The sequence below is a fragment of the Flavobacterium cyclinae genome, from assembly GCF_021172145.1.
GTDB lineage: Bacteria > Bacteroidota > Bacteroidia > Flavobacteriales > Flavobacteriaceae > Flavobacterium > Flavobacterium cyclinae.
Genome location: NZ_CP089095.1, coordinates 223,669 through 244,594, shown reverse-complemented (window position 1 = coordinate 244,594; position 20,926 = coordinate 223,669). Strand labels below are relative to the sequence as shown.

Here is a 20,926-nt window from a genome sequence, read left to right as displayed (position 1 = left end):
TGCAATAAAACAATAAAATTACTTCATTTTATTGGATTCTTCTACCATTTTTTTCATCCCTTTAGTGTTGGCGTTTCTACTTGTATCTAAAGCTTGCAGCATTAAATCCTCACCAATTTCTTTAGGTATCGCTTTTTTTATAATAATTTCATCCCACTGTTTATACAATCCCACAATCTCATCATTGATCTCAGGAATTAATTTAGCAATTCGTTCTTCTGGAATAACTCGTAAATTAATGAAGGTTTCAAGTGATTTTAACTTGGTATTTAACGTTGTTATTCTACTTAATATTTGAGGTTTATTATACTCAATAGGAACTGTAATAGCTAAAGTGTCTGCCTTTTTTGATAAATTTTTAGTTTTCATTTGAAAAGCAGATAGTGTAGATTTTGGCTTTTGAAGCATTTCAATTTCAAACTGACGCCATTCGTTCCATTTATCTAAAGTTACTGCTACTTCTGGCCTTGGTGTTGGAAATTTAAATTCCCACATTTTCGAAATATTCTTAAAAACAGCTTCGTTTTTTTGAGCTACTTTTTCGGATTCAATCTGTTGATTCTCATTTTTACATGAAAAAAGTGCAAACAATACCAACAAAAAAATATATCTAAAAATTTTCATTTTATTTATTTAAAAAACAAATGTACAAATGTTTACAATACGTAGCTACATTTAAATGAATATCTTAGATTTTGACGAGCCTAATTTTACCAATTGAATAAAATGAATGTGTATAAGCTTTAATTATTATGAAATATCTAAAATTAGCTATTGTTTAATAAAAATATCTCAAAAAATCAATTCAAAAAATGGATCTAAATAGTATATTTGTTGCCTATTTTATACTAACAATGGAAACAAAAATTTTGATTATTGGTGCTTGTGGACAAATTGGTACCGAACTTACTGCCAAACTTAGAGCAACTTATGGTGTAAATAATGTTATTGCCTCAGATATTAGAAAACTAAACAATGATGTTGTAAATAATGGTATTTTTGAAGTAATAAATGCGTTAGACTACAATCAGATAGAACATTTAATTGAGCAATACCATATTACAGATGTGTATTTAATGGCAGCATTACTTTCTGCTACGGCTGAGAAAAATCCGGCTTTTGCGTGGGATTTGAATATGAATTCACTATTCCATGTTTTGAATTTAGCCAAAGCAGGAAAAATTAAAAAAATATTTTGGCCTTCAAGTATTGCCGTTTTTGGACCTACAACACCTAGACAAAATACACCGCAATATACTGTAATGGAACCATCAACTGTTTACGGAATTTCAAAGCAAACAGGAGAAAGATGGTGTGAATATTACCACAATCAATATGGTGTAGATGTTAGAAGTATTCGTTATCCAGGTTTGATTAGTTGGAGTACAGAACCTGGAGGAGGAACTACAGATTATGCAGTTGATATCTATCACAAAGCAATTACAGAGGGTAAATTCACAAGTTTCTTATCTGAAAATTCAGAATTACCTATGATGTATATGGACGATGCCATAAAAGCCACTATTGGAATTATGGAGGCTCCAAAAGAACAAATAAAAATCCGTTCGTCTTACAATTTAGCTGCAATGAGTTTTACTCCAAAGCAAATTGGGGAAGAAATCAAAAAACACTATCCTAATTTCGAATTAAACTACGAACCTGATTTCCGTCAGAAAATTGCCGATAGTTGGCCAGCGAGCATTGACGATACTTCGGCAAGAGAAGATTGGGGTTGGAAAAACGATTTCGATTTAGAAAATATGACTGTTGACATGTTCAAAAATTTAAAAGAACATATCTACAACAAATAATTTATTTACTATTTTTTATAAAAGCGTCTTCAATAGGCGCTTTTATTTTTACCACTTCATCCACATTCTCATTAGGAATAGTCATTGAAAGCACATAGTGTTTTATTTTCCATTGTCCCTTTTCTTGAACCAAAATACCTGAACCTCTGCATATTTTCATTTGGGTATTTAACAATTCGTCAAACCAAACTATTTTCCCGTCTGAACTAAAATAAATATTTCGTTCGATAGCAGTAAAACTCCAAGCTTTGCCCTTATCAAAGTAAGGTTTTGCAAATGCTTGAAACTCTTTTTTATTCCAATTTTCAGTAGCATCAGTTCCAATGAAAATGGATTCTTCGGACATAGCACCAAAATATTTCTCATAATTGGCTTCGGCTGCAGCTTTGTGCCAGTTATCTAAAATACTATTTATTTCATTTTTTTGATTTTCCATATTTTTTATTGGTGCGCAAGCCGTTACTACCAAAAGTAACAAATAGTATAATTTCATAAATCGGATTTAATTATCTAAATATAAAAATACGGCAAAAAATTAAAACTTTTCGTTATGTTGAGATAAATCTAATCCTATTCTTTCGGAATCTTCTGAAACTCGCAATGGAATGAACCAATTTGCCACTTTGTATAATAAAATAGATCCAAAAAAAGTAAAGAAAGCAACCAACACCAATGCCATCATGTGATGTCCAAAAACCGACCAACCTCCATGTAATAAACTAGCATTTTCACCTTCAGCAAAAATGGCAGTTAAAATCATTCCCATAATACCGCCAACACCATGACAAGCAAAAACATCAAGTGTATCATCAATTTCTTTTAGTTTGTTCCAATACAACATTTTATTTGACACTATTGCGGTAATAAATCCAAAGAAAATACTTTTTGGAATGGATACAAATCCAGCAGCTGGAGTAATTGCAACCAAACCTACAACCGCACCAATACAAGCTCCCAGAGCAGAAGCTTTACGACCATTAATTCTATCGAAAAACACCCAAGTCAACATGGCTGAAGCAGAAGCTACAGTAGTTGTTGCAAAAGCCATTGCTGCAGTTCCATTAGCAGCCAAAGCCGAACCCGCATTAAAACCAAACCAACCAAACCATAACATTCCGGTTCCAAGTAGTACAAAAGGAATATTCGTTGGGATATGTTCGCTATTTTTACGTTTACCAAGCACTAAAACACCTGCTAAAGCAGCAAATCCTGCGCTCATGTGAACTACTGTTCCTCCTGCAAAATCTTTAACTCCAAAATAAGAACCTAATAATCCGCTAGGATGCCAAACCATGTGACATAATGGAGTATAAATAAATAAAGTAAACAAACAGATAAAGAACAAGTAACCTATAAAACGTACACGTTCTGCAAATGAACCTGTAATAATTGCCGGTGTAATTACTGCAAACTTCATTTGAAATAATGCAAACAAAACAAAAGGAATTGTTCCTGCTAATTGTTTGTGAGGCAACGAACCTACATTATCAAAAAACATAAAATCAAATGGGTTTCCAATTATTCCGTAATGTTTACCTCCAATTTCAAAACCTAGACTATCTCCAAAAGAAAGACTAAATCCTACAACCACCCATAGTAAACTCACCACACCAAGTGATATAAAACTTTGTAACATTGTAGAAATTACATTTTTCTTTCCCACCATTCCACCATAGAAAAAAGACAATCCTGGCGTCATTAATAATACGAATGATGATGATGTTAACAACCAAGCAACATCAGCAAAATTTATAGCTTCAACCGTTGAAAATTGTGATTGTAATTCGTTCTTATTTTCCCAAAACAAACTAATTATCGATACTATCGAAATAATCACAAAAGAAACCAACCATCTTTTTTTTACTTTCATACCCCTATTTTTTATAGGGTAAATTTAATAAAAAGAATTATATTTATAAATATTTTAAAAAAATATAGGGGTAATTTTTAAAATTTATACGTATTTTTATTATTAACCCCATAAAATATGGGGTAAAAATTAAAGTTTATTAATTACAACCGTTTTCACATTTACAAACTCTTTAATACCATCTTCAGACAATTCTCTTCCATAACCAGATTTTTTAACACCGCCAAAAGGCAGTCTAGGATCTGATTTCACCATTTCATTGAAGAAAACTGCCCCTTCATTAAAATCTGAAATCTTGGTTTTAATAAAATCAATATCTTGAGTAAAAATAGAAACACCTAAACCAAAATCCGATTGATTACTTAATTTAATTGCTTCTTCAACACTTTTAAAAGTCACAATCGCAGCGACTGGACCAAAAGTTTCTTCATTAAAAACAGGCATTTCTGCAGTTACTTTAGTCAAAATAGTAGGTTCGTAAAAAGCCCCTTTTCTGTTTCCGCCTAAAATTAGTTTTGCTCCCATTTGAATCGATTTTTGAACTTGAAGCTCTAACTCTTCTGCCAAATCAACTCTCGCAAGCGAACCGATTTGAGTGTTTAAATCTAAAGCATCGCCTGTTTTTAATTCCTGAACCGCTTTTGTAAAACGAGAAATAAAATCAGTTGCAATATTTTCATGTACTAAAAATCGCTTAGCTGCAATACAACTTTGTCCAGCATTTTGCATTCTAGCGTTAACAGCTATTGCAACTGCTTTTTCTAGATTTGCATCTTCTAAAATGATGAAGGCATTGCTTCCACCCAATTCTAAAACACACTTTTTTAAATGTTTGCCTGCTTCAGTAGTAACTGCAATTCCAGCTTGCTCACTTCCGGTTAGCGAAACCGCTTTAACAATTGGATTTGCGATAACAGCAGCCACTTCACTACTAGGAATAGGTAAATCTTGATAACAACCTTTTGGAAAACCAGCTTGTTCAAATATTTCCTGAATTAATTCGGCTGATTTTGGAACATTACTCGCATGTTTTACAACAACTGTATTTCCAGCGATAATTGTTGGAACTGCAAATCGATATACTTGCCAAAATGGAAAATTCCAAGGCATTACGCCCAAAATCACACCCAAAGGTTCATTGGTGACAAAACTTTCAAAAGCTTCGGTTTTTATGTTTTTTGTTGCTAAAAAGGTTTCGGCATTTTCGTAATAGTAATTGCATAAAAGTGAACATTTTTCAACCTCAGCAATAGCTTGCGAAATAGGCTTATGCATTTCTGTCACAATACAAGTTGCATATTCTTGTTTATTTTCTAAAAGTAGTTTAGCCAATTGTGGTAAAAAAGATATTCTATTTTTAATAGATAATTGTTTCCAAGAAAGTTGTGTATGGGCTGAAAATTCTAATTGTGATTGCATAACAAAAGTATTTATGTAAAATTACGCATTAAAATTGAAAACACAGATTCAATGAAAAATCCTTTGTGGCTAAAACATCAAATTTAAATTCGAAAGGAAATAATATCTTTGTAACATATTTCAATTTTAATAAAAATGGAAGATTGTTTTGAAACTTTGATTTCAAGTTATTTGGATTCGAAAGTAGGAATTGTGGAGCATTTTGTATCGGAAGAATTGGCGCAGCATTTAGTTAAACGACTACTTGAACTTAAAGAACAAAATCTACTTAAAGCAGCAGGAATAGGAAATGCAGCCAAACTAACCAAGAATACCGAAATTAGAAGCGATGCTATTTATTGGTTAGACAGAGCCAACAACAACGAACATGAAAATGCGTTTTTAGATCAAGTTGATGCTTTTGTTACGTATTTAAATAGAAGTTGTTATACCGGAATTACAGGTTATGAATTCCATTTTGCTTTGTTTGACAAAGGAAGTTTTTACAGAAAACACTTGGACCAGTTTCAAGATAATTCGAGCCGACAGTTTTCGATGATTACGTATTTGAACGAAAATTGGCAACCTGAAGATGGTGGCGAATTGTGTATTTATGATGGCGATGAAACTCAAAAAATAGCGCCAACGAATAGAAAAACCGTTTTCTTTAAGAGTAATGAATTGGTTCACGAAGTTTTAGAAAGTCACAAACCTCGCTTGAGCGTTACGGGTTGGTTAAGAAGGGATTAAAATAAAAAAACCGATATAGCCTTATCAATTTTTGAGTAAAAGAATAAAAACCGTGTTGCTCATTTTATATAAATAAAAAATCCTAACCATTTCTGATTAGGATTTTGCTCCCCCTCCCGATAGCAATCGGTACAAGCAATGGGCTCGAACCAATCCCGATAGCTATCGGGACTCTGATTAACAGTCAGATGCTCATTTATATTTTTCAAGTAATTTAAATTTCATCTCAGGATATTGAAGTAAATTTTGAATATAAATCCTACTCTTCATTGATTTTATATGTTTCTCAATCGACAATCCTTGATTTTTTGATTCACATTCAATAGTGAAAATTAATTCCCAATCATCAGCCTTGTAAGTAAATTTTCTTGTTTGAGAATCGTTAAGATGAAAATCTAATCTTTGATTTAGATTTTCTGTAAAGCCAATGTAATGCTTATCTAACTTTTTGGAGTAAAGGATGTAAACCGAGTTATTCATTTTACAAAAATAAAAAAATCCTAACCATTTCTGATTAGGATTTTTGCTCCCCCTCTTGGGCTCGAACCAAGGACCCTCTGATTAACAGTCAGATGCTCTAACCAACTGAGCTAAGGAGGAATAACCTAAAGGTTTATATTTTGCTAAAAAGTTGCTCCCCCTCTTGGGCTCGAACCAAGGACCCTCTGATTAACAGTCAGATGCTCTAACCAACTGAGCTAAGGAGGAAAGTATTTATCTTTTTAGCGAGTGCAAATATAAACTGATTTTTTATTATCGCAAATTATTTTATTGAAAAAATTACAAAAGTTTATCTACCACTAATTGATAGATGTCTTTTCCAAAAGTTAAAGCCATTAAGGTCAACAAGATAATCATTCCAGCGGTTTGAACATAACCTGCAGCTTTGTCTGATAATTTTCTTCCTGTTATCATTTCAGCAATAGTAAATAAAGCATGCCCACCATCTAATCCTGGAATTGGCAATAAATTCATAAAAGCTAATCCTATTGAAAATAAAGCTGTAAAATTCCATATGAATTCCCAATTCCAAGTATCTGGCAAACGACGCGCAATTCCAATTGGACTTTGAACATGTTTATACGCTTCAGTTTTTGGTCGCAAAATTAATTTAAACTGTTTCACATTATAAACTAACAATGCCCATGATTCTTTAACAGCAGCAGGAATAGCTTGACCTAAAGACAACTGATTATTTACCTCGTAATCTAATTTATCTAAAGCTTTGTTTATAAAACCTAATTTTCCTTCTTTATCAACTTTAGCTTTTAACTGCACCATTTCAGCTCCTCTCAAAACTGATAAAGAAATGCTATCATTTTTATGTTTTGAAATTTTATCTTTAAACTCATCATAATAAGTAAATGCAGTTCCATTTAAAGCTTTGATCTTATCACCCTTCTTTAAACCGGCAATATCTGCTGCCGATTTTGGAACAACAGAATCTACAACTGTATTTGAAAAACGAGGTCCAACAAACTCTTTTCCTTCTTTACTGATGATTTCTCCTTTCATTTCATCAGAAATAATCACTTCTACTTTTTCACCATTACGTTCAACCTCAATTTTATCACCTAATAAAACATCTAATGTCATTCTATTAAAACTAGGTTGAAATTGCCCATCAACAGCTAAAATTTTATCTCCATTTTTAAATCCTGCTTTCTGACCAACTTCACCAAAAGCTAAACCATTTTCTTGAATTTTATCAGTGGCAATATATTTTTGACCTACAGTAGCATACATTATAGTGAAAATCAACCAAGCTAAGATTACATTCACAATAATCCCACCAAGCATAATAATTAAACGTTGCCAAGCTGGTTTAGAACGAAATTCCCATGGTTGTGGTTCTTGATTCATTTGCTCAGTATCCATGCTTTCATCAATCATTCCAGAAAGTTTTACATATCCTCCTAATGGTAACCATCCGATTCCCCATTCAGTTTCTCCAATTTTCTTTTTAATTAAAGAAAAACCAGCATCCATGAATAAGTAAAATTTCTCAACTCTAACTTTGAACATCTTAGCTGTGATGTAATGACCAAACTCGTGAAGAATTACTAAAACTGATAATATGAATAAAATTTGTGCTACTTGAATCATTTTTACGCTTTTATTTAAACAACAAAAGTAAGGTTTTCACCTTACTTTTCATCATAATTTTAATTCAGAACTATTTTTTTATAAAATTTTTATGAATTGCTCCTTCAGAAGTTACGATTTTCAACACATGCATACCTGAACTCAAATTATCAATTCTAAAATCAGCTGTTTGATGTGTTGCCATTAACTGACCTAAAGTATTGTAAATTTCAACTTTTTCTAATTGTGTAGTTGTCGGCATCATAATGTGAATTTCATCATTGGCAGGATTTGGGTAAACCGAAATAGTTTGTTCTAACTCAAACGCTTCATTTGTCAATGTTGCTACATTGTTTTTAGAAATAATATGCTTGTTTGGATCAAACTGAACTCCCGTTACTTCAAATGGAACTGAAACAATAAATTCTTCATTATTAGTATTATTATTTACTACCACATCATGAACCAAACCTCCAGCGCCAGTAAGTCGAATTTCTAACGGCATTTCAAAAAAGGTTACCGATGCATGAGATTGCACTTGATTAACTGTGATTTTTGCTTGTCCCGCTCCCCAATTTTGAGCTATGATAGTGTATGTTGGATATCCTTGCATGTAAATCCAATCATTAAAAAATTCTGATAAACTATTGCCATGAACAGCTTCTAAATGTCCTTTTAAATCATTAGTTATAGCATAACCAAAAGCCAAATTACTATCTGAAAGGTAATTTCGTAAAGCTTGAAAGAAATTAGCGTCACCCATAACCCAACGTAACATGTGAGTCACCATTGAACCTTTATTGTATGACAGTCTACTGCTGAAAATTCGATTAACATCTAAAGCTTCTGCATCTGTTAAATACACCGCTCCACTAGTTTGTGAAGTTATATTTGAAATTTTTGAATTTTTCCAAGACACAAAAGCAGCATCACCATCCAAAGCTTCTACTACTATTCCTGCCATATATTCTGTTAAACCTTCATTTAACCAAATATCTTTCCAAGTACCACAAGTAATCTTGTCGCCAAACCATTGATGACCTAATTCATGCGCAATTAAACTTCTACTCCAACCTCCCATTGAAGACATTGTAGTATGTTCCATTCCTCCTCCCCATCCAAATTGGACGTGACCATATTGCTCAGAACGATACGGATAAAACCCAACTTTCTCTTCAAAAACATTCATAATTGGAACCGTTACATCAATGGCACTTCTAGTGGTTGCTGTATTGCTTTCAGGATACAAATAATTATTAATAGGAAAGTATGGATTTTCTAAAGTTCCTAATCCCGCTTGAATGTTATACGTTGTATAATTTGTAACATTTAATGATATTAAATACGCTGGAATTGGAAAGTTATGTTTAAAATGACGAGTTGTATTTCCTCCAGAAGTTGTTGAACTTTGAAGCAAACCATTCGAAACTCCAATGTAAGTATCAGGACAGGTAATGTAAATATCAAAACTATCTATTTTGTCTGTTAAATCTTGTTTACACGGCCACCAATCTCTTGCTCCAAATGGCTCAGAAAGTGTATAAATAACAGGCGTTCCACTATGTGTGCTTCTAGTAAATCCACCTTCTGCTTGAGGCGGAGAACCTGCGTACGTAATTTCAACTGTTGCACTTGTCCCTGTAGTAAGTGTAGAAGGCAAATTTATATTGAGTTCATAATTACTCTGATTAAATGTAAGATTAGAACTATTCATTGTAACAGAACTTACCACTAAGGCCGTTGCCATATCAAATGTAACGGTATTCATATCAGATAAAGCTGTAAAAGTAGTTTTTACAATACCATTTATGTAAGGCGTTGTATTATTTGGGTTAACTGTAAATCGCAACTCATGATAGGTTATGTCATAATTTTGAGTATTGGGATTTACTCGAAGGTTTTGTAAAGAAGATGCTGATTTCATTTCAGCTTCCACCATTCTATCAAATTCGTTATTGTCTGTTTGGGCAAAACAAAAAACGCCAAATAATAGAAGTAAATTAAAAGTAATTTTTTTCATTTTTTGTAGGTTTTAAGGGGCTTTAACTAATAAATACCACAAAATTTAAATGCAGCATTTAATTAATCTAAAACGAATATACTAAAAATCTTTAATTTTTATAGTTTTTATATTAAAAACCAATGAAGTATATAATCTTTATAGCATTTTTGATTTTTATCGATAATCTAAATCCAATTTCTTAAATTTGCATCCTTAAAATCCTATATATTATGTTACAGATAGCGTACATTAGAGAAAACAAAGACGAAGTAGTAAAAAGATTAGCTAAGAAAAACTTAGATGCTAAAAGTGCAATTGAGGAAGTTATTGCATTAGACGAAAAAAGAAGAGCAACTCAAGTTGAATTAGACACTATCAAATCCGAGTCGAACAAGCTATCCAAAGACATAGGTGATTTAATGAAAAGTGGCGAAAAAGCAAAAGCTGAAATCTTAAAAGAAAAATCAGTTCAACTTCGTGAAAAAGACAAAGAATTGACCGAAGTATTGAATACATATGCCGCTAAATTACAAGAAGAATTATACAAATTACCAAATTTACCAGCCGACATAGTTCCTGAAGGGAAAACACCTGAAGAAAACTTAAATGTTTATCAAGAAGGTGAAATTCCAAAATTACACGAAGGTGCTTTACCTCACTGGGAATTAGCAAAAAAATACGATTTAATTGATTTCGAATTAGGCGTTAAAATCACAGGAGCAGGTTTCCCAGTTTACAAAGGAAAATGTGCCAAATTACAACGTGCTTTAATCACGTATTTCTTAGATAAAAATACCGATGCTGGCTACTTAGAATACCAAGTTCCACACATGGTTAACGAAGCTTCTGGTTTTGGAACTGGTCAATTACCAGACAAAGAAGGACAAATGTACCATGTAGGTGTTGATGATTTGTATTTAATTCCTACAGCTGAAGTTCCAGTAACGAATATCTTTAGAGATGTTTTATTAAACGAAAATGATTTACCAATTCTTTGTACTGGATATACACCTTGTTTCCGTAGAGAAGCTGGTTCATATGGTGCACACGTTCGTGGTTTAAATCGTTTACACCAATTTGATAAAGTTGAAATCGTTCGTATTGAACATCCTGATAAATCTTACGAAGCTTTAGATGGAATGGTAGAACACGTAAAAGGAATTTTACAAGAATTGAAATTACCTTACCGTATTTTAAGATTATGCGGTGGCGATATGAGCTTTGCTTCTGCCTTAACGTATGATTTCGAAGTGTATTCAACAGCTCAAGAGCGTTGGTTAGAAATTAGTTCGGTATCTAATTTCGAAACCTTCCAAGCGAATCGTTTAAAATTACGTTTCAAAGACAAAGAAGGTAAAAACCAATTGGCACACACTTTGAACGGAAGTTCATTAGCATTACCAAGAGTATTAGCTGGAATTTTAGAAAACTACCAAACACCAGAAGGCATCGTAGTTCCTGAAGTTTTAAGAAAATATACTGGATTCGATATCATTAACTAAACGTTAATCTTTACTAAATAATGTACTAATTTGACGCTAAAAAGTGTTACTTTAGTACATTGTTTGTTTTATTTATGTTACAAAAAATAGCTTTTTTTATACTCTTTTTGTTCTCTTTTTGGGTTTCGGCACAGAACGAGGAATTGGCTTTGGATTATTTTGAGAGAGGTGAATTTCAAAAGGCGCTTACATTATTTGAGGAGATTTCAAAAAAACAACCTTCTAACTATTTCTTTTTTCAAAAAGTGGTAGAATGTTACCAACAAATGCAACAATACGACAAAGCAGAATCTATTATAACAAATCGAAAAAGCAAATACAATCAACCTATATTATTCATTGAATTAGGCTACAATTACCAACTTCAAAAAAACACGGATAAAGCTGATAATAATTACGAATTAGCCATTCAAGAAGTTGAAAAAGAACCCAATCATGCCTATCAAGTTGCGAATTCCTTTGAGAAAAAAGTATTGTTAACTTGGGCATTAAAGGCATATGAAACGGCTCAAAAGAAAATCCCAAATCTCAATTTTGACTACCAAACTGCGATGATTGAAGGGCAACTAGGTAATTTAGAAGTCATGTTAAATAAACTTTTAGATTATGGCTTCAAAACTCCAGAAGGAACGCCAATGGTTCAAAATCATTTAACTCGTTTTTTAATGGACGATACAGATGGTTCTTTTGCTTCTACTATTCGAAAAAACTTATTGCTTAGAACACAAAAATCGCAAGATGTATATTGGAACCAATTCTTGAGTTGGTTTTTCGTCCAACAAAAAGAATACGGAAAAGCCTTTATTCAAGAGAAAGCGGTTTATAAGAGAAATCCTGAAACCATTTATAATATAATAATTTTAGGAAAATTAGCTGTCGAAGAAAATCAGCACGAAGATGCTAAAACTATTTTTCAATTTATCTTAGATAATTCAACCGACCCGCAACTTCATCTTGAAGCTTATGATTTTCTTTTATCTTCTCGTATAGAAAATGCTCTTCCTAATGAATATCAAGAAATATATAATAGTTTGAATAACGTTTTAGGAAAGTATCATCAAAATCCTTATCTAACAAAAATTGTTTTACTAACTGCTAGATTTGAAGCATTTTATTTAAATAATTCTGAAGCTGCAAAAAAAAGGCTTAATGATTATTTAAACAATACTTTAAACATCAGAGAACAATCAAAAGTTAAAATGGAATTGGCGGATATTATGGTGTACGATGAAAAATTCAATCAAGCTATTTTGTATTACGCACAAGTGGAAGACAATTTGAAAAACGATGTTTTGGCTCACGAAGCCAGTCTCAAATTAGCCAAAGCCAACTTCTATAAAAAAGATTTCGATTGGACGTTACAACAAGTAAAAGTTTTGAAGCAGTCACCGAGTTTGTTAATTGCAAACGATGCAGTTGAATTGTTCTTACTTATCCAAGACAATTCAGTTGAAGACAGTTTAAAAACAGCGCTTCAATCCTATGCCAATGCTGATTTTAAATTGTACCAAAACAAAAAAGAGGAAGCACTTCAACTCTTTTTAACCATTTTACAAAAACACAAAGGAGAAAGTATTGAAGAAGGAACTTTGTTTAAAGTGGGGAAAATTTATGAAGAAAAAGGTGATTTCAACAAAGCCTTAACATATTATCAAAATATTTTAGACAACCATAAAGACGGAATTTATAAAGATGAAGCCTTGTATTTTTCGGCAGAGATTTATAGAAAACATCTATTAGACAACGAAAAAGCAAAAGCATTATACGAAAAAGTAGTATTAGAACACCCTGATAGTTTGTATTACACAGAAAGCAGAAAACAATATAGAACGTTACGAGGTGATACAACGATTTAGAGAAAAGAAAAAAGAAGCAAGAGAAAGATACTTTAGTTAAACGATTAAATAAGAATAATGATTATATACAACGTAACCATAAACGTAGATGAAAGCATTCATTCCGCTTGGTTAAAGTGGATGCAGAACAAACATATTAACGATGTTTTAGCAACCGGATTGTTTACCAATGCTAAAATGGTGAAGGTTTTAGTAGAAGAAGAAATGGGAGGAACTACCTATGCCGTTCAATATTTTACCGATTCTAGAGCGAAATTAGAAGATTATTACAAAAATCACGCTCCAAGATTACGCCAAGAAGGCTTACAACTTTTCGCGGATAAAATGTTAGCTTTTAGAACGGAATTGGAAGTGATGGAGGAATTTTATAGCGCAGGAAATTAACCTATTTTGTCCTTTCCGTGAAAACGGAAAAACTTTATATGAAAGCACATATTTATTATGTTTACATTTTAGCTAATAAAAACAACTCTGTTCTTTATATTGGAGTTACAAATGATATAATTAGAAGAGTTGCAGAACATAAAGGCAGAATAAATAAAGGATTTACATATCGATACAATGTAGATAAATTGGTTTACTTTGAGGTACATGGTTACATTGAAGACGCAATTCTGAGGGAAAAACGTTTAAAAAAATGGAATCGTAAATGGAAAATCGATTTAATTGAAAAAGAAAATAAAGATTGGGAAGATTTATCACTTGATTGGTACAATCATTCTAATTGAAAGATTCCCGATTTCTCGGGAATGAAAAAAAAGGAAGACACATGGAAAAAGTAACCGCAAAAAAACACTTAGGACAACATTTCCTAAAAGACGAAAGCATAGCAAAAGATATTGCTGATACACTTTCGCTAGAAGGCTATTCTAAAATTTTGGAAATTGGTCCAGGAATGGGTGTTTTAACCAAATATTTATTAGACAAACCAACCGAAACCTATGTAATTGAAATAGATAAGGAGTCGGTGGAATTTTTGGGTGTTCACTATCCAAAATTAGACAATCATATCATTTCAAAAGACTTCTTAAAATACAATTTAAACGAAGTTTTCAATGGCGAACCTTTTGCTATCATTGGAAATTTTCCGTATAATATTTCAACACAAATTGTATTCAAAACCTTAGAAATGCGTGATCAAATTCCCGAATTTGCTGGAATGTTTCAAAAAGAAGTTGCCGAAAGAATTTGCGAGAAAAAAGGTAGCAAAACCTACGGAATTTTATCCGTTTTAACCCAAGCTTTTTATGAAGCGGAATATCTATTTACAGTTCCGCCAGGCGTTTTTAATCCACCACCAAAAGTAGATTCAGGTGTAATGCGTTTACGACGAAAAGCAGATTATTCGTTACCATGTGATGAAAAATTATTCTTCAATGTGGTAAAAACGGCTTTTAATCAAAGAAGAAAAACATTGCGAAACAGTTTAAAATCGTTCAATTTCTCTGATAATTTAAAAGAAGATAGTATCTTTGACCTGCGTCCGGAGCAACTTTCGGTGGAACAATTTATCGAAATTACCCAAAAAATAGCAGCCGATGGAGTTTAAAATCAGCAGAGATTTTCTATCTGAAATAGAACAACTTATAAGTGAAAACAAGTCGCAAGAATTACTTTTGCTTCTTGAAGATATTCACTTTGCTGATATTGCAGAAATCATGGAAGAACTCGATGATTACGGCGCTTCCTATATATTTAACACTTTAGATTCTGAAAAAACAGCCGAAATTCTTCTGGAATTAGATGAAGAAGTTCGTGAAAAAATCTTGCGCAATTTATCTCCAAAAGAAATTGCAGAAGAGCTTGACGAATTAAGTACAGACGACGCTGCCGACATTATTGCCGAGTTACCTCAAGACAAAAAAGAGCAAGTAATTTCGGAGTTAGAAGACGTTGAACACGCAAAAGACATTGTTGACTTATTACGCTACGATGAAGATTCTGCCGGTGGTTTGATGGGAAAAGAGTTGGTAAAAGTAAACGAGAATTGGAATGTTTTAACTTGCGTGAAAGAAATGCGAGCTCAAGCAGAAAATGTTTCAAAAGTACATTCGATATATGTAGTAGATGATGAAGAACGATTAAAAGGTCGTTTATCGTTAAAAGATTTATTGACAACCTCAACGAAAACTCCTATTAGCGAAGTTTACATCAAAAAAGTAGATTACGTAAAAGTAGATACCAAAGATGTAGAAGTAGCGCGCATCATGCAAAAGTACGACTTGGAAGCCATTCCCGTTGTAGATGAACTAGGCCGTTTAGTTGGACGAATTACCATTGATGATATTATTGACGTCATCAAGGAAGAAGCCGACAAAGATTACCAGTTAGCAGCCGGGATTTCACAAGACGTTGAAGCGGATGATAGTGTTTTAGAATTAACAAAAGCGCGTTTGCCTTGGTTGGTTTTAGCTTTATTTGGTGGCTTTATTTCGGTACACGTTTTAGGAATTTTCGAACCGGTGATGGATTTACATCCTGAATTGTTTTTCTTCACCCCGCTAATTGCTGCGATGGCAGGTAATGTGGGAGTTCAATCCTCTGCGATTATTGTACAGGGTTTGGCAAACAATACTATAATAGGTCCAGTAGTGGAGCGTTTATTAAAAGAGCTTTCCTTAAGTTTACTTAACGGAATTATACTTTCTGCCATATTACTTTTAGGTAGTTACTTTTTATTAGGATACGAAATTCATGTTGGCTATACCGTTTCAATTGCCTTACTTTCTGTAATTATTATGGCGTCTTTAATTGGAACTTTTATACCAATTATTTTAAATAAGTACGGAGTTGACCCTGCATTAGCTACTGGTCCGTTTATCACAACTAGTAACGATATTTTAGGAATCTTGACCTATTTCACGATTGCTAAGATTATTTTGGGGATTTAATTTCACTTCCTTCCCAACCTTTTCCATTTTATTTCACTCTATAGTAGAAATACTAAAATTTATAGAGATGAAAAAAATATTCGTTTTAACCTTGTTCTGTTTTTCAGCAATGGTATTTGCTCAAAAACCAATTTTTACTTCAGCAAAAATTAAAAGCGCTACAGTTTATAGCAATTCGGCTGAATTATTACAATCAGCTTCCGTTACACTTCCATCAGGAACAAGCGAAATTGTTATTAAAAACGTAGCCGATTACGTAAATGAAAACACCATTCAAATTGGCGCTCCAGCTAATGTTACCGTTTTGTCGGTTCAGTTTACACGGAATTTTATTTCGGAATATGAAATTGACGAAAGTAATCCTGCAATCAAAAAAGTTCGTGATAGCATTGCCATCATTGAAAAAGAAATGGGCAAAATCACCAATGAAAAAGTTTCTTATTCCAAAACGATTGATTTATTAGATAAAAATCAAACGGTGGCTGGACAAAATTCAGGTTTAAATGTAACCGAATTAATGAAACTTGTAGATTATTATAGAGCGAAAAGAAATGAATTAAGTAATTTAATTGATTTGCTTTATGAAAAAGAAAACAAACTAAAAGACAAATTAGCTAAACTAAATTCTAAATTAGAATTGAATACCCAAAAGCAAGAAAAAACGTCACAAGGAAAACTAGTTTTACAAGTTATGACAAATGTAGCAAGTTCAGTGAATTTAGACATCAATTATTTAACGAATAACGCTTCTTGGTCACCATTTTATGATTTACGTGCCGACAATATCAATTCGCCAATCAATTTAATGTACAAAGCTAAAGTGGTACAAAACACAGGAATCGACTGGAAAAAAGTTAAACTAACCCTTTCTAGTGGCAATCCAAACCAAAACAACACAGCCCCTATTTTACAAGCTTGGTTTTTACGATTTGGCTATCCAAGAGTTTATCAATACGATAATTCCAATGCAAAGTTAAACACAGTTGTTATTTCAGCTGGCTACTTGAAAAAAGACAAAGCAGAATTAGACGAGTCATCAATCTCCAACTATACTACTATCAACGAAAACCAATTGAACATTTCATTTGACATTGATATCCCTTATGATATATTATCTAATGGAAAAGCACACAGTGTTGCTTTGAAAGATTTGAAATTACCTGCAACATATAAATATTACGCAGTACCAAAAGTAGAAAAAGAAGCTTTCTTGTTAGCTGAAATTAGCGAATATTCAAAATTCAATTTATTGCCAGGTGAAGCGAATATTATCTTTGAAGGAATGTATGTTGGTAAAACGATGATTAACCCAAATCAAACTTCAGATACTTTGAATTTGAGTATGGGAAGAGATAAAAAAATCGCTATCAAACGTGAAAAAATTGCAGATAAATCGGGAACTAAATTCTTATCAGGATATAAAGAACAAACGTTTACTTACGATATCACCGTGAAAAACAACAAAAAAGAAGCGGTTGAAATGTTGCTAAAAGATCAATATCCAATTAGCACAGATAAAGAAATTACGATTGAATTATTAGAAAACGGAAAAGCAAAAGTAAACCCAGAAACGGGAATCTTAACTTGGGATTTGAAACTTGGAGCAGGAGAAACCAAGAAATTCAGAATCAGTTATAAAATAAAATATCCAAAAGATAAGTATATAGACAATTTATAAAATAGTCACAGTTGACGGTCTCAGTTTTCAGTGCAATACTGCTAACTGAGACTGAAAACTGTTCACTATTAAGGCGCTGGATTCGGGATTAATTCTTGAATTTTCTCAATTTCAGCTATAATTTCATCTGATAAAATGGTGTCAAAAGCTTGAATGTTTTCTTGCAATTGTTCCATCGTAGTAGCACCGATAATAGTTGAAGTCACAAATTTTTGGCGGTGTACAAAAGCAATCGCCATTTGCGTTAACGTTAATCCGTTGGTTTCCGCTAATTCTTTGTATAATTTGGTTGCTTTGAAGCAATTTTCATTGGTATAACGAACGAAATTTCTAAACAAATCCAATCTTGAATTTTTTTGAATCCCATTCAAATGCTTCCCAGTTAAAAATCCGAAACCTAATGGCGAATACGCTAACAAACCAACATTTTCACGCATTCCAATTTCTGACAAACCAACTTCATATAAACGATTCAATAACGAAAAAGGATTTTGTATTGTGGAAATTCTTGGCAAACCGTGTTTTTCACTTTCCATTAAAAAGCGCATAACACCCCACGGATTTTCATTAGAAACCCCAATGTGTTTGATTTTTCCTTCTTTGATTAATCCGTCATACACTGTTAAAACATCAAAAATATTGTCTTGCCATTTGGTATCAATTTCTTGAACACCGCGCTTTTGAAACATGTTCATCACACGTTCTGGCCAATGCATTTGATACAAATCAATATAATCCGTTTGGAGATTTTTTAAACTCAATTCTACCGCTTCGTGAATACTTTTCTTAGAAAAATCTAATGGCTGACGAATGTATTCCATTCCTCTATTGGGTCCAGCAATTTTGGTAGCTAAAACTAATTTTTCACGTTCCGTAGCCCCAATTTTCTTAATCCATGTTCCAATGTGACGTTCAGTACTTCCAAAGATTTGAGCGTTGCCACCAATTGGGTACATCTCAGCCGTATCGATAAAGTTAATTCCTTTTTCAATGGCGTAATCCAATTGAGAATGCGCTTCACTTTCAGTATTTTGATTTCCAAAAGTCATGGTTCCTAAACAGATTTCACTGACTTTTAGTTCGGTATGAGGTAGTGTTGTGTAGTTCATTTTTGAGTTTAAAAATCTTAAAAGACAAATTTACAAAGTTTCAACCAAAGAAAAAGGCTTGAACTTAAAACTCAAGCCTTTTTATCAATCTTTTATGAAATGTTATAGTTCATTCATCAATTTTGAAATCTCATCTAACTTAGGTGTTAAGATGATTTCAATTCTTCTGTTTCTAGCTTTTCCTTCTGCCGTTTCGTTACTCATTAATGGTGCATATTCACCACGCCCTGCAGCAGTTAAATTCTTCTTATCGATTGCTTTGTTTTCAGATAAAATATTTACAATAGCAGTTGCACGTTTTGTAGATAAATCCCAGTTATTTTCTACTCCACCACCAATAGTTCCTGTAATTTTATCATTATCAGTATGTCCTTCAATCAATACAGAAATATCTGGATTTTGACCTAAAACATCTCCAACTAATTTAACCGCTTTTTTTCCTTCAACACCTACTGTCCAACTTCCCGATTCGAAAAGTAATTTGTTTTCCATAGAAACATAAACTTTTCCGTTTCTGTTTTCAACTGTTAAACCTTTACCTTCAAATGCTTTTAACGATTTAGATAAAGTTTCTTTTAACTTGTTCATTAATGCTTCTTTATCAGCAATCATTTTTTCTAAATCTGCTAATCTGCTAGAAGACGCTTCTAAATCTTTTTTCAATTTATTTAAACGGTCTTGCTCTGCAGCTAATGCTTTTTCTTTAGCTTCTAACTGCGCTAATAACTGTCTGTTTTTATTAATATTAGCTTCTAAAGCATCGTTACTATCTTTTTCAAGAGCCGCATAAGACGCTTTTAAATTGTCTAAATTCTTTTTAGTAGCCGCATAATCAGAAGCTAATTTATCGCGCTCTGCTTTTACCTTATCTAGTTCAGTTTGCAAGCTATTTTTATCTAATTCTAATTGGTTTTTATCTGTTTTAAGAGTTGTATTCTCATCAGATAACGCATTATTTTCTTTCTTTAAATCTGCGTATTTGTTTTCTAAATCTTGATAGATTTTTTTAGAAACACATGAAGTAGTTAAACTTAAAACTACACAGGCTAGGGCAATTTTTCTTATCATATTTTTGTGATTGAATTTTATATTTGAGATTGAATTTTTACTTATTTTATTTCTACTAAAACCGGACAATGATCAGAATGTTTAGCTTCTGGCAAAATTAATGCTCTTTGAATTTTATCTTTCAAAGGTTCGGCTGCCAAACAATAATCAATTCTCCAACCTTTATTATTATTTCGAGCATTGGCTCTGTAACTCCACCAACTGTAATTGTGTGGTTCCTTGTTTAAATGACGAAACGTATCGATGAAACCACTTTTCATAAAACCATCTAACCAAGCACGTTCTTCTGGTAAAAACCCTGAAATTTTTGCATTTCGAATAGGATCATGAATATCAATGGCTTCGTGACATATATTATAATCACCACAAATTACTAAATTTGGAACTTCTTTCTTTAACTCATTAATATAGTTTTGAAAGTCATCCATAAACATAAATTTATGTTCTAATCTATCAATATTTGTGCCAGATGGAAGATACAAACTCATAACAGATACGTCATCAAAATCGACACGTAAATTTCGACCCTCAAAATCCATATGTTGAATTCCAGTTCCAAAAACTACATTTTTTGGTTCCATTTTCGACAAAACGGCAACACCACTATATCCTTTTTTTTGAGCAGGAAAATAATATTGGTACGGATAACCGGCTGCTTCAATTTCTAGTTTTGGGATTTGGTCTTCAGTAGCTTTAATTTCCTGGAGACAAATGACATCGGGATTCGCTTGTTGTAACCATTCTAAAAAACCTTTGGTAATTGCGGCACGAATTCCGTTAACGTTGTAAGATATGATTTTCATTTACTCTTGTAGCTTTTGACCAAATATAAGGAAAAGCTTTCTAATATTAAAACTCAAAAAGGGTTCAATTTGTAATCAATTCGAAATCAGATTACTAAAAAAT

General features: G+C 32.6%; 19 protein-coding genes and 2 tRNA genes. 9 read left to right on the top strand and 12 right to left on the bottom strand.

All coding sequences use genetic code 11. The features are described 5' to 3' along the window. Nucleotides 1–18 precede the first annotated feature (18 nt). The gene (locus tag LOS86_RS01185; RefSeq protein WP_231842845.1) at nucleotides 19–624 is read right to left on the bottom strand and encodes a hypothetical protein; all 606 of its coding nucleotides are present in this window, start codon (nucleotides 622–624) and stop codon (nucleotides 19–21) included. Between the two features lie 230 nt (nucleotides 625–854). Here LOS86_RS01185 and LOS86_RS01180 point away from each other — a divergent pair, with 230 nt between their 5' ends. Further along, nucleotides 855–1,811 (top strand): NAD-dependent epimerase/dehydratase family protein, encoded by a 957-nt coding sequence (locus tag LOS86_RS01180; protein WP_231842844.1) that lies wholly within the window; start codon nucleotides 855–857, stop codon nucleotides 1,809–1,811. Nucleotide 1,812: 1 nt separating this feature from the next. Here LOS86_RS01180 and LOS86_RS01175 read toward each other — a convergent pair whose 3' ends face one another. From LOS86_RS01175 to LOS86_RS01165, 3 genes are all read right to left on the bottom strand, one after another. Beyond that, nucleotides 1,813–2,304 carry a nuclear transport factor 2 family protein gene (locus tag LOS86_RS01175; RefSeq protein WP_231842843.1) on the bottom strand — a complete coding sequence of 164 codons (492 nt, stop codon included), beginning with the start codon at nucleotides 2,302–2,304 and terminating at the stop codon, nucleotides 1,813–1,815. Between the two features lie 42 nt (nucleotides 2,305–2,346). Next, on the bottom strand, nucleotides 2,347–3,681 hold the full coding sequence (locus LOS86_RS01170) for an ammonium transporter (RefSeq protein ID WP_231842842.1): 1,335 nt from the start codon (nucleotides 3,679–3,681) through the stop codon (nucleotides 2,347–2,349). Nucleotides 3,682–3,810: 129 nt separating this feature from the next. Beyond that, complete coding sequence (locus LOS86_RS01165; RefSeq protein ID WP_231842841.1) at nucleotides 3,811–5,100, bottom strand: NAD-dependent succinate-semialdehyde dehydrogenase; 1,290 nt, start codon at nucleotides 5,098–5,100, stop codon at nucleotides 3,811–3,813. Nucleotides 5,101–5,235: 135 nt separating this feature from the next. On the opposite strand from LOS86_RS01165, the gene LOS86_RS01160 reads away from it, so the two are divergent. Next, entirely contained in the window at nucleotides 5,236–5,829 is a 594-nt protein-coding gene (locus LOS86_RS01160) for a 2OG-Fe(II) oxygenase (RefSeq protein WP_231842840.1), read from the top strand. A gap of 192 nt (nucleotides 5,830–6,021) precedes the next feature. Here the strand turns inward: LOS86_RS01160 and LOS86_RS01155 are convergent, their stop codons facing one another. The 5 genes from LOS86_RS01155 to LOS86_RS01135 form a co-directional block, all read right to left on the bottom strand. After that, complete coding sequence (locus tag LOS86_RS01155) at nucleotides 6,022–6,309, bottom strand: GIY-YIG nuclease family protein (RefSeq protein ID WP_231842839.1); 288 nt, start codon at nucleotides 6,307–6,309, stop codon at nucleotides 6,022–6,024. 46 nt (nucleotides 6,310–6,355) lie between these two features. Further along, nucleotides 6,356–6,429, bottom strand: a tRNA-Asn gene (locus LOS86_RS01150). A gap of 34 nt (nucleotides 6,430–6,463) precedes the next feature. After that, a tRNA-Asn gene (locus LOS86_RS01145) sits at nucleotides 6,464–6,537 on the bottom strand. Nucleotides 6,538–6,609: 72 nt separating this feature from the next. Beyond that, nucleotides 6,610–7,935, bottom strand: a complete 1,326-nt coding sequence (rseP, locus tag LOS86_RS01140; RefSeq protein WP_231842838.1) for an RIP metalloprotease RseP — start codon at nucleotides 7,933–7,935, stop codon at nucleotides 6,610–6,612. Nucleotides 7,936–8,005: 70 nt separating this feature from the next. Beyond that, nucleotides 8,006–9,934 (bottom strand): M1 family metallopeptidase, encoded by a 1,929-nt coding sequence (locus tag LOS86_RS01135; RefSeq protein ID WP_231842837.1) that lies wholly within the window; start codon nucleotides 9,932–9,934, stop codon nucleotides 8,006–8,008. Between the two features lie 212 nt (nucleotides 9,935–10,146). Here LOS86_RS01135 and serS point away from each other — a divergent pair, with 212 nt between their 5' ends. From serS to LOS86_RS01100, 7 genes are all read left to right on the top strand, one after another. Beyond that, on the top strand, nucleotides 10,147–11,418 hold the full coding sequence (gene serS, locus LOS86_RS01130; RefSeq protein ID WP_231842836.1) for a serine--tRNA ligase: 1,272 nt from the start codon (nucleotides 10,147–10,149) through the stop codon (nucleotides 11,416–11,418). Between the two features lie 74 nt (nucleotides 11,419–11,492). Next, nucleotides 11,493–13,274: a tetratricopeptide repeat protein gene (locus LOS86_RS01125; protein WP_231842835.1), complete on the top strand. Its 1,782-nt coding sequence runs from the start codon at nucleotides 11,493–11,495 to the stop codon at nucleotides 13,272–13,274. 57 nt (nucleotides 13,275–13,331) lie between these two features. Further along, entirely contained in the window at nucleotides 13,332–13,658 is a 327-nt protein-coding gene (locus LOS86_RS01120; RefSeq protein WP_231842834.1) for a DUF4286 family protein, read from the top strand. Between the two features lie 38 nt (nucleotides 13,659–13,696). Next, on the top strand, nucleotides 13,697–14,002 hold the full coding sequence (locus LOS86_RS01115; RefSeq protein ID WP_231842833.1) for a GIY-YIG nuclease family protein: 306 nt from the start codon (nucleotides 13,697–13,699) through the stop codon (nucleotides 14,000–14,002). Between the two features lie 41 nt (nucleotides 14,003–14,043). Further along, nucleotides 14,044–14,823: a 16S rRNA (adenine(1518)-N(6)/adenine(1519)-N(6))-dimethyltransferase RsmA gene (gene rsmA / locus LOS86_RS01110; RefSeq protein ID WP_231842832.1), complete on the top strand. Its 780-nt coding sequence runs from the start codon at nucleotides 14,044–14,046 to the stop codon at nucleotides 14,821–14,823. Continuing rightward, on the top strand, nucleotides 14,813–16,165 hold the full coding sequence (gene mgtE, locus LOS86_RS01105) for a magnesium transporter (protein ID WP_231842831.1): 1,353 nt from the start codon (nucleotides 14,813–14,815) through the stop codon (nucleotides 16,163–16,165). The genes rsmA and mgtE overlap by 11 nt, the downstream gene beginning before the upstream one ends. Before the next feature lie 67 nt (nucleotides 16,166–16,232). After that, nucleotides 16,233–17,843, top strand: coding sequence for a DUF4139 domain-containing protein (locus LOS86_RS01100; RefSeq protein ID WP_231842830.1), 1,611 nt, complete (start codon nucleotides 16,233–16,235; stop codon nucleotides 17,841–17,843). Between the two features lie 68 nt (nucleotides 17,844–17,911). Here LOS86_RS01100 and LOS86_RS01095 read toward each other — a convergent pair whose 3' ends face one another. The 3 genes from LOS86_RS01095 to LOS86_RS01085 form a co-directional block, all read right to left on the bottom strand. Next, nucleotides 17,912–18,952 carry an aldo/keto reductase gene (locus LOS86_RS01095; RefSeq protein ID WP_231842829.1) on the bottom strand — a complete coding sequence of 347 codons (1,041 nt, stop codon included), beginning with the start codon at nucleotides 18,950–18,952 and terminating at the stop codon, nucleotides 17,912–17,914. A 102-nt stretch (nucleotides 18,953–19,054) separates the two neighbouring features. Further along, nucleotides 19,055–20,020, bottom strand: a complete 966-nt coding sequence (locus tag LOS86_RS01090) for an OmpA family protein (RefSeq protein ID WP_231842828.1) — start codon at nucleotides 20,018–20,020, stop codon at nucleotides 19,055–19,057. Between the two features lie 41 nt (nucleotides 20,021–20,061). Continuing rightward, the gene (locus tag LOS86_RS01085) at nucleotides 20,062–20,823 is read right to left on the bottom strand and encodes an exodeoxyribonuclease III (RefSeq protein WP_231842827.1); all 762 of its coding nucleotides are present in this window, start codon (nucleotides 20,821–20,823) and stop codon (nucleotides 20,062–20,064) included. Between the last annotated feature and the right edge of the window lie 103 nt (nucleotides 20,824–20,926).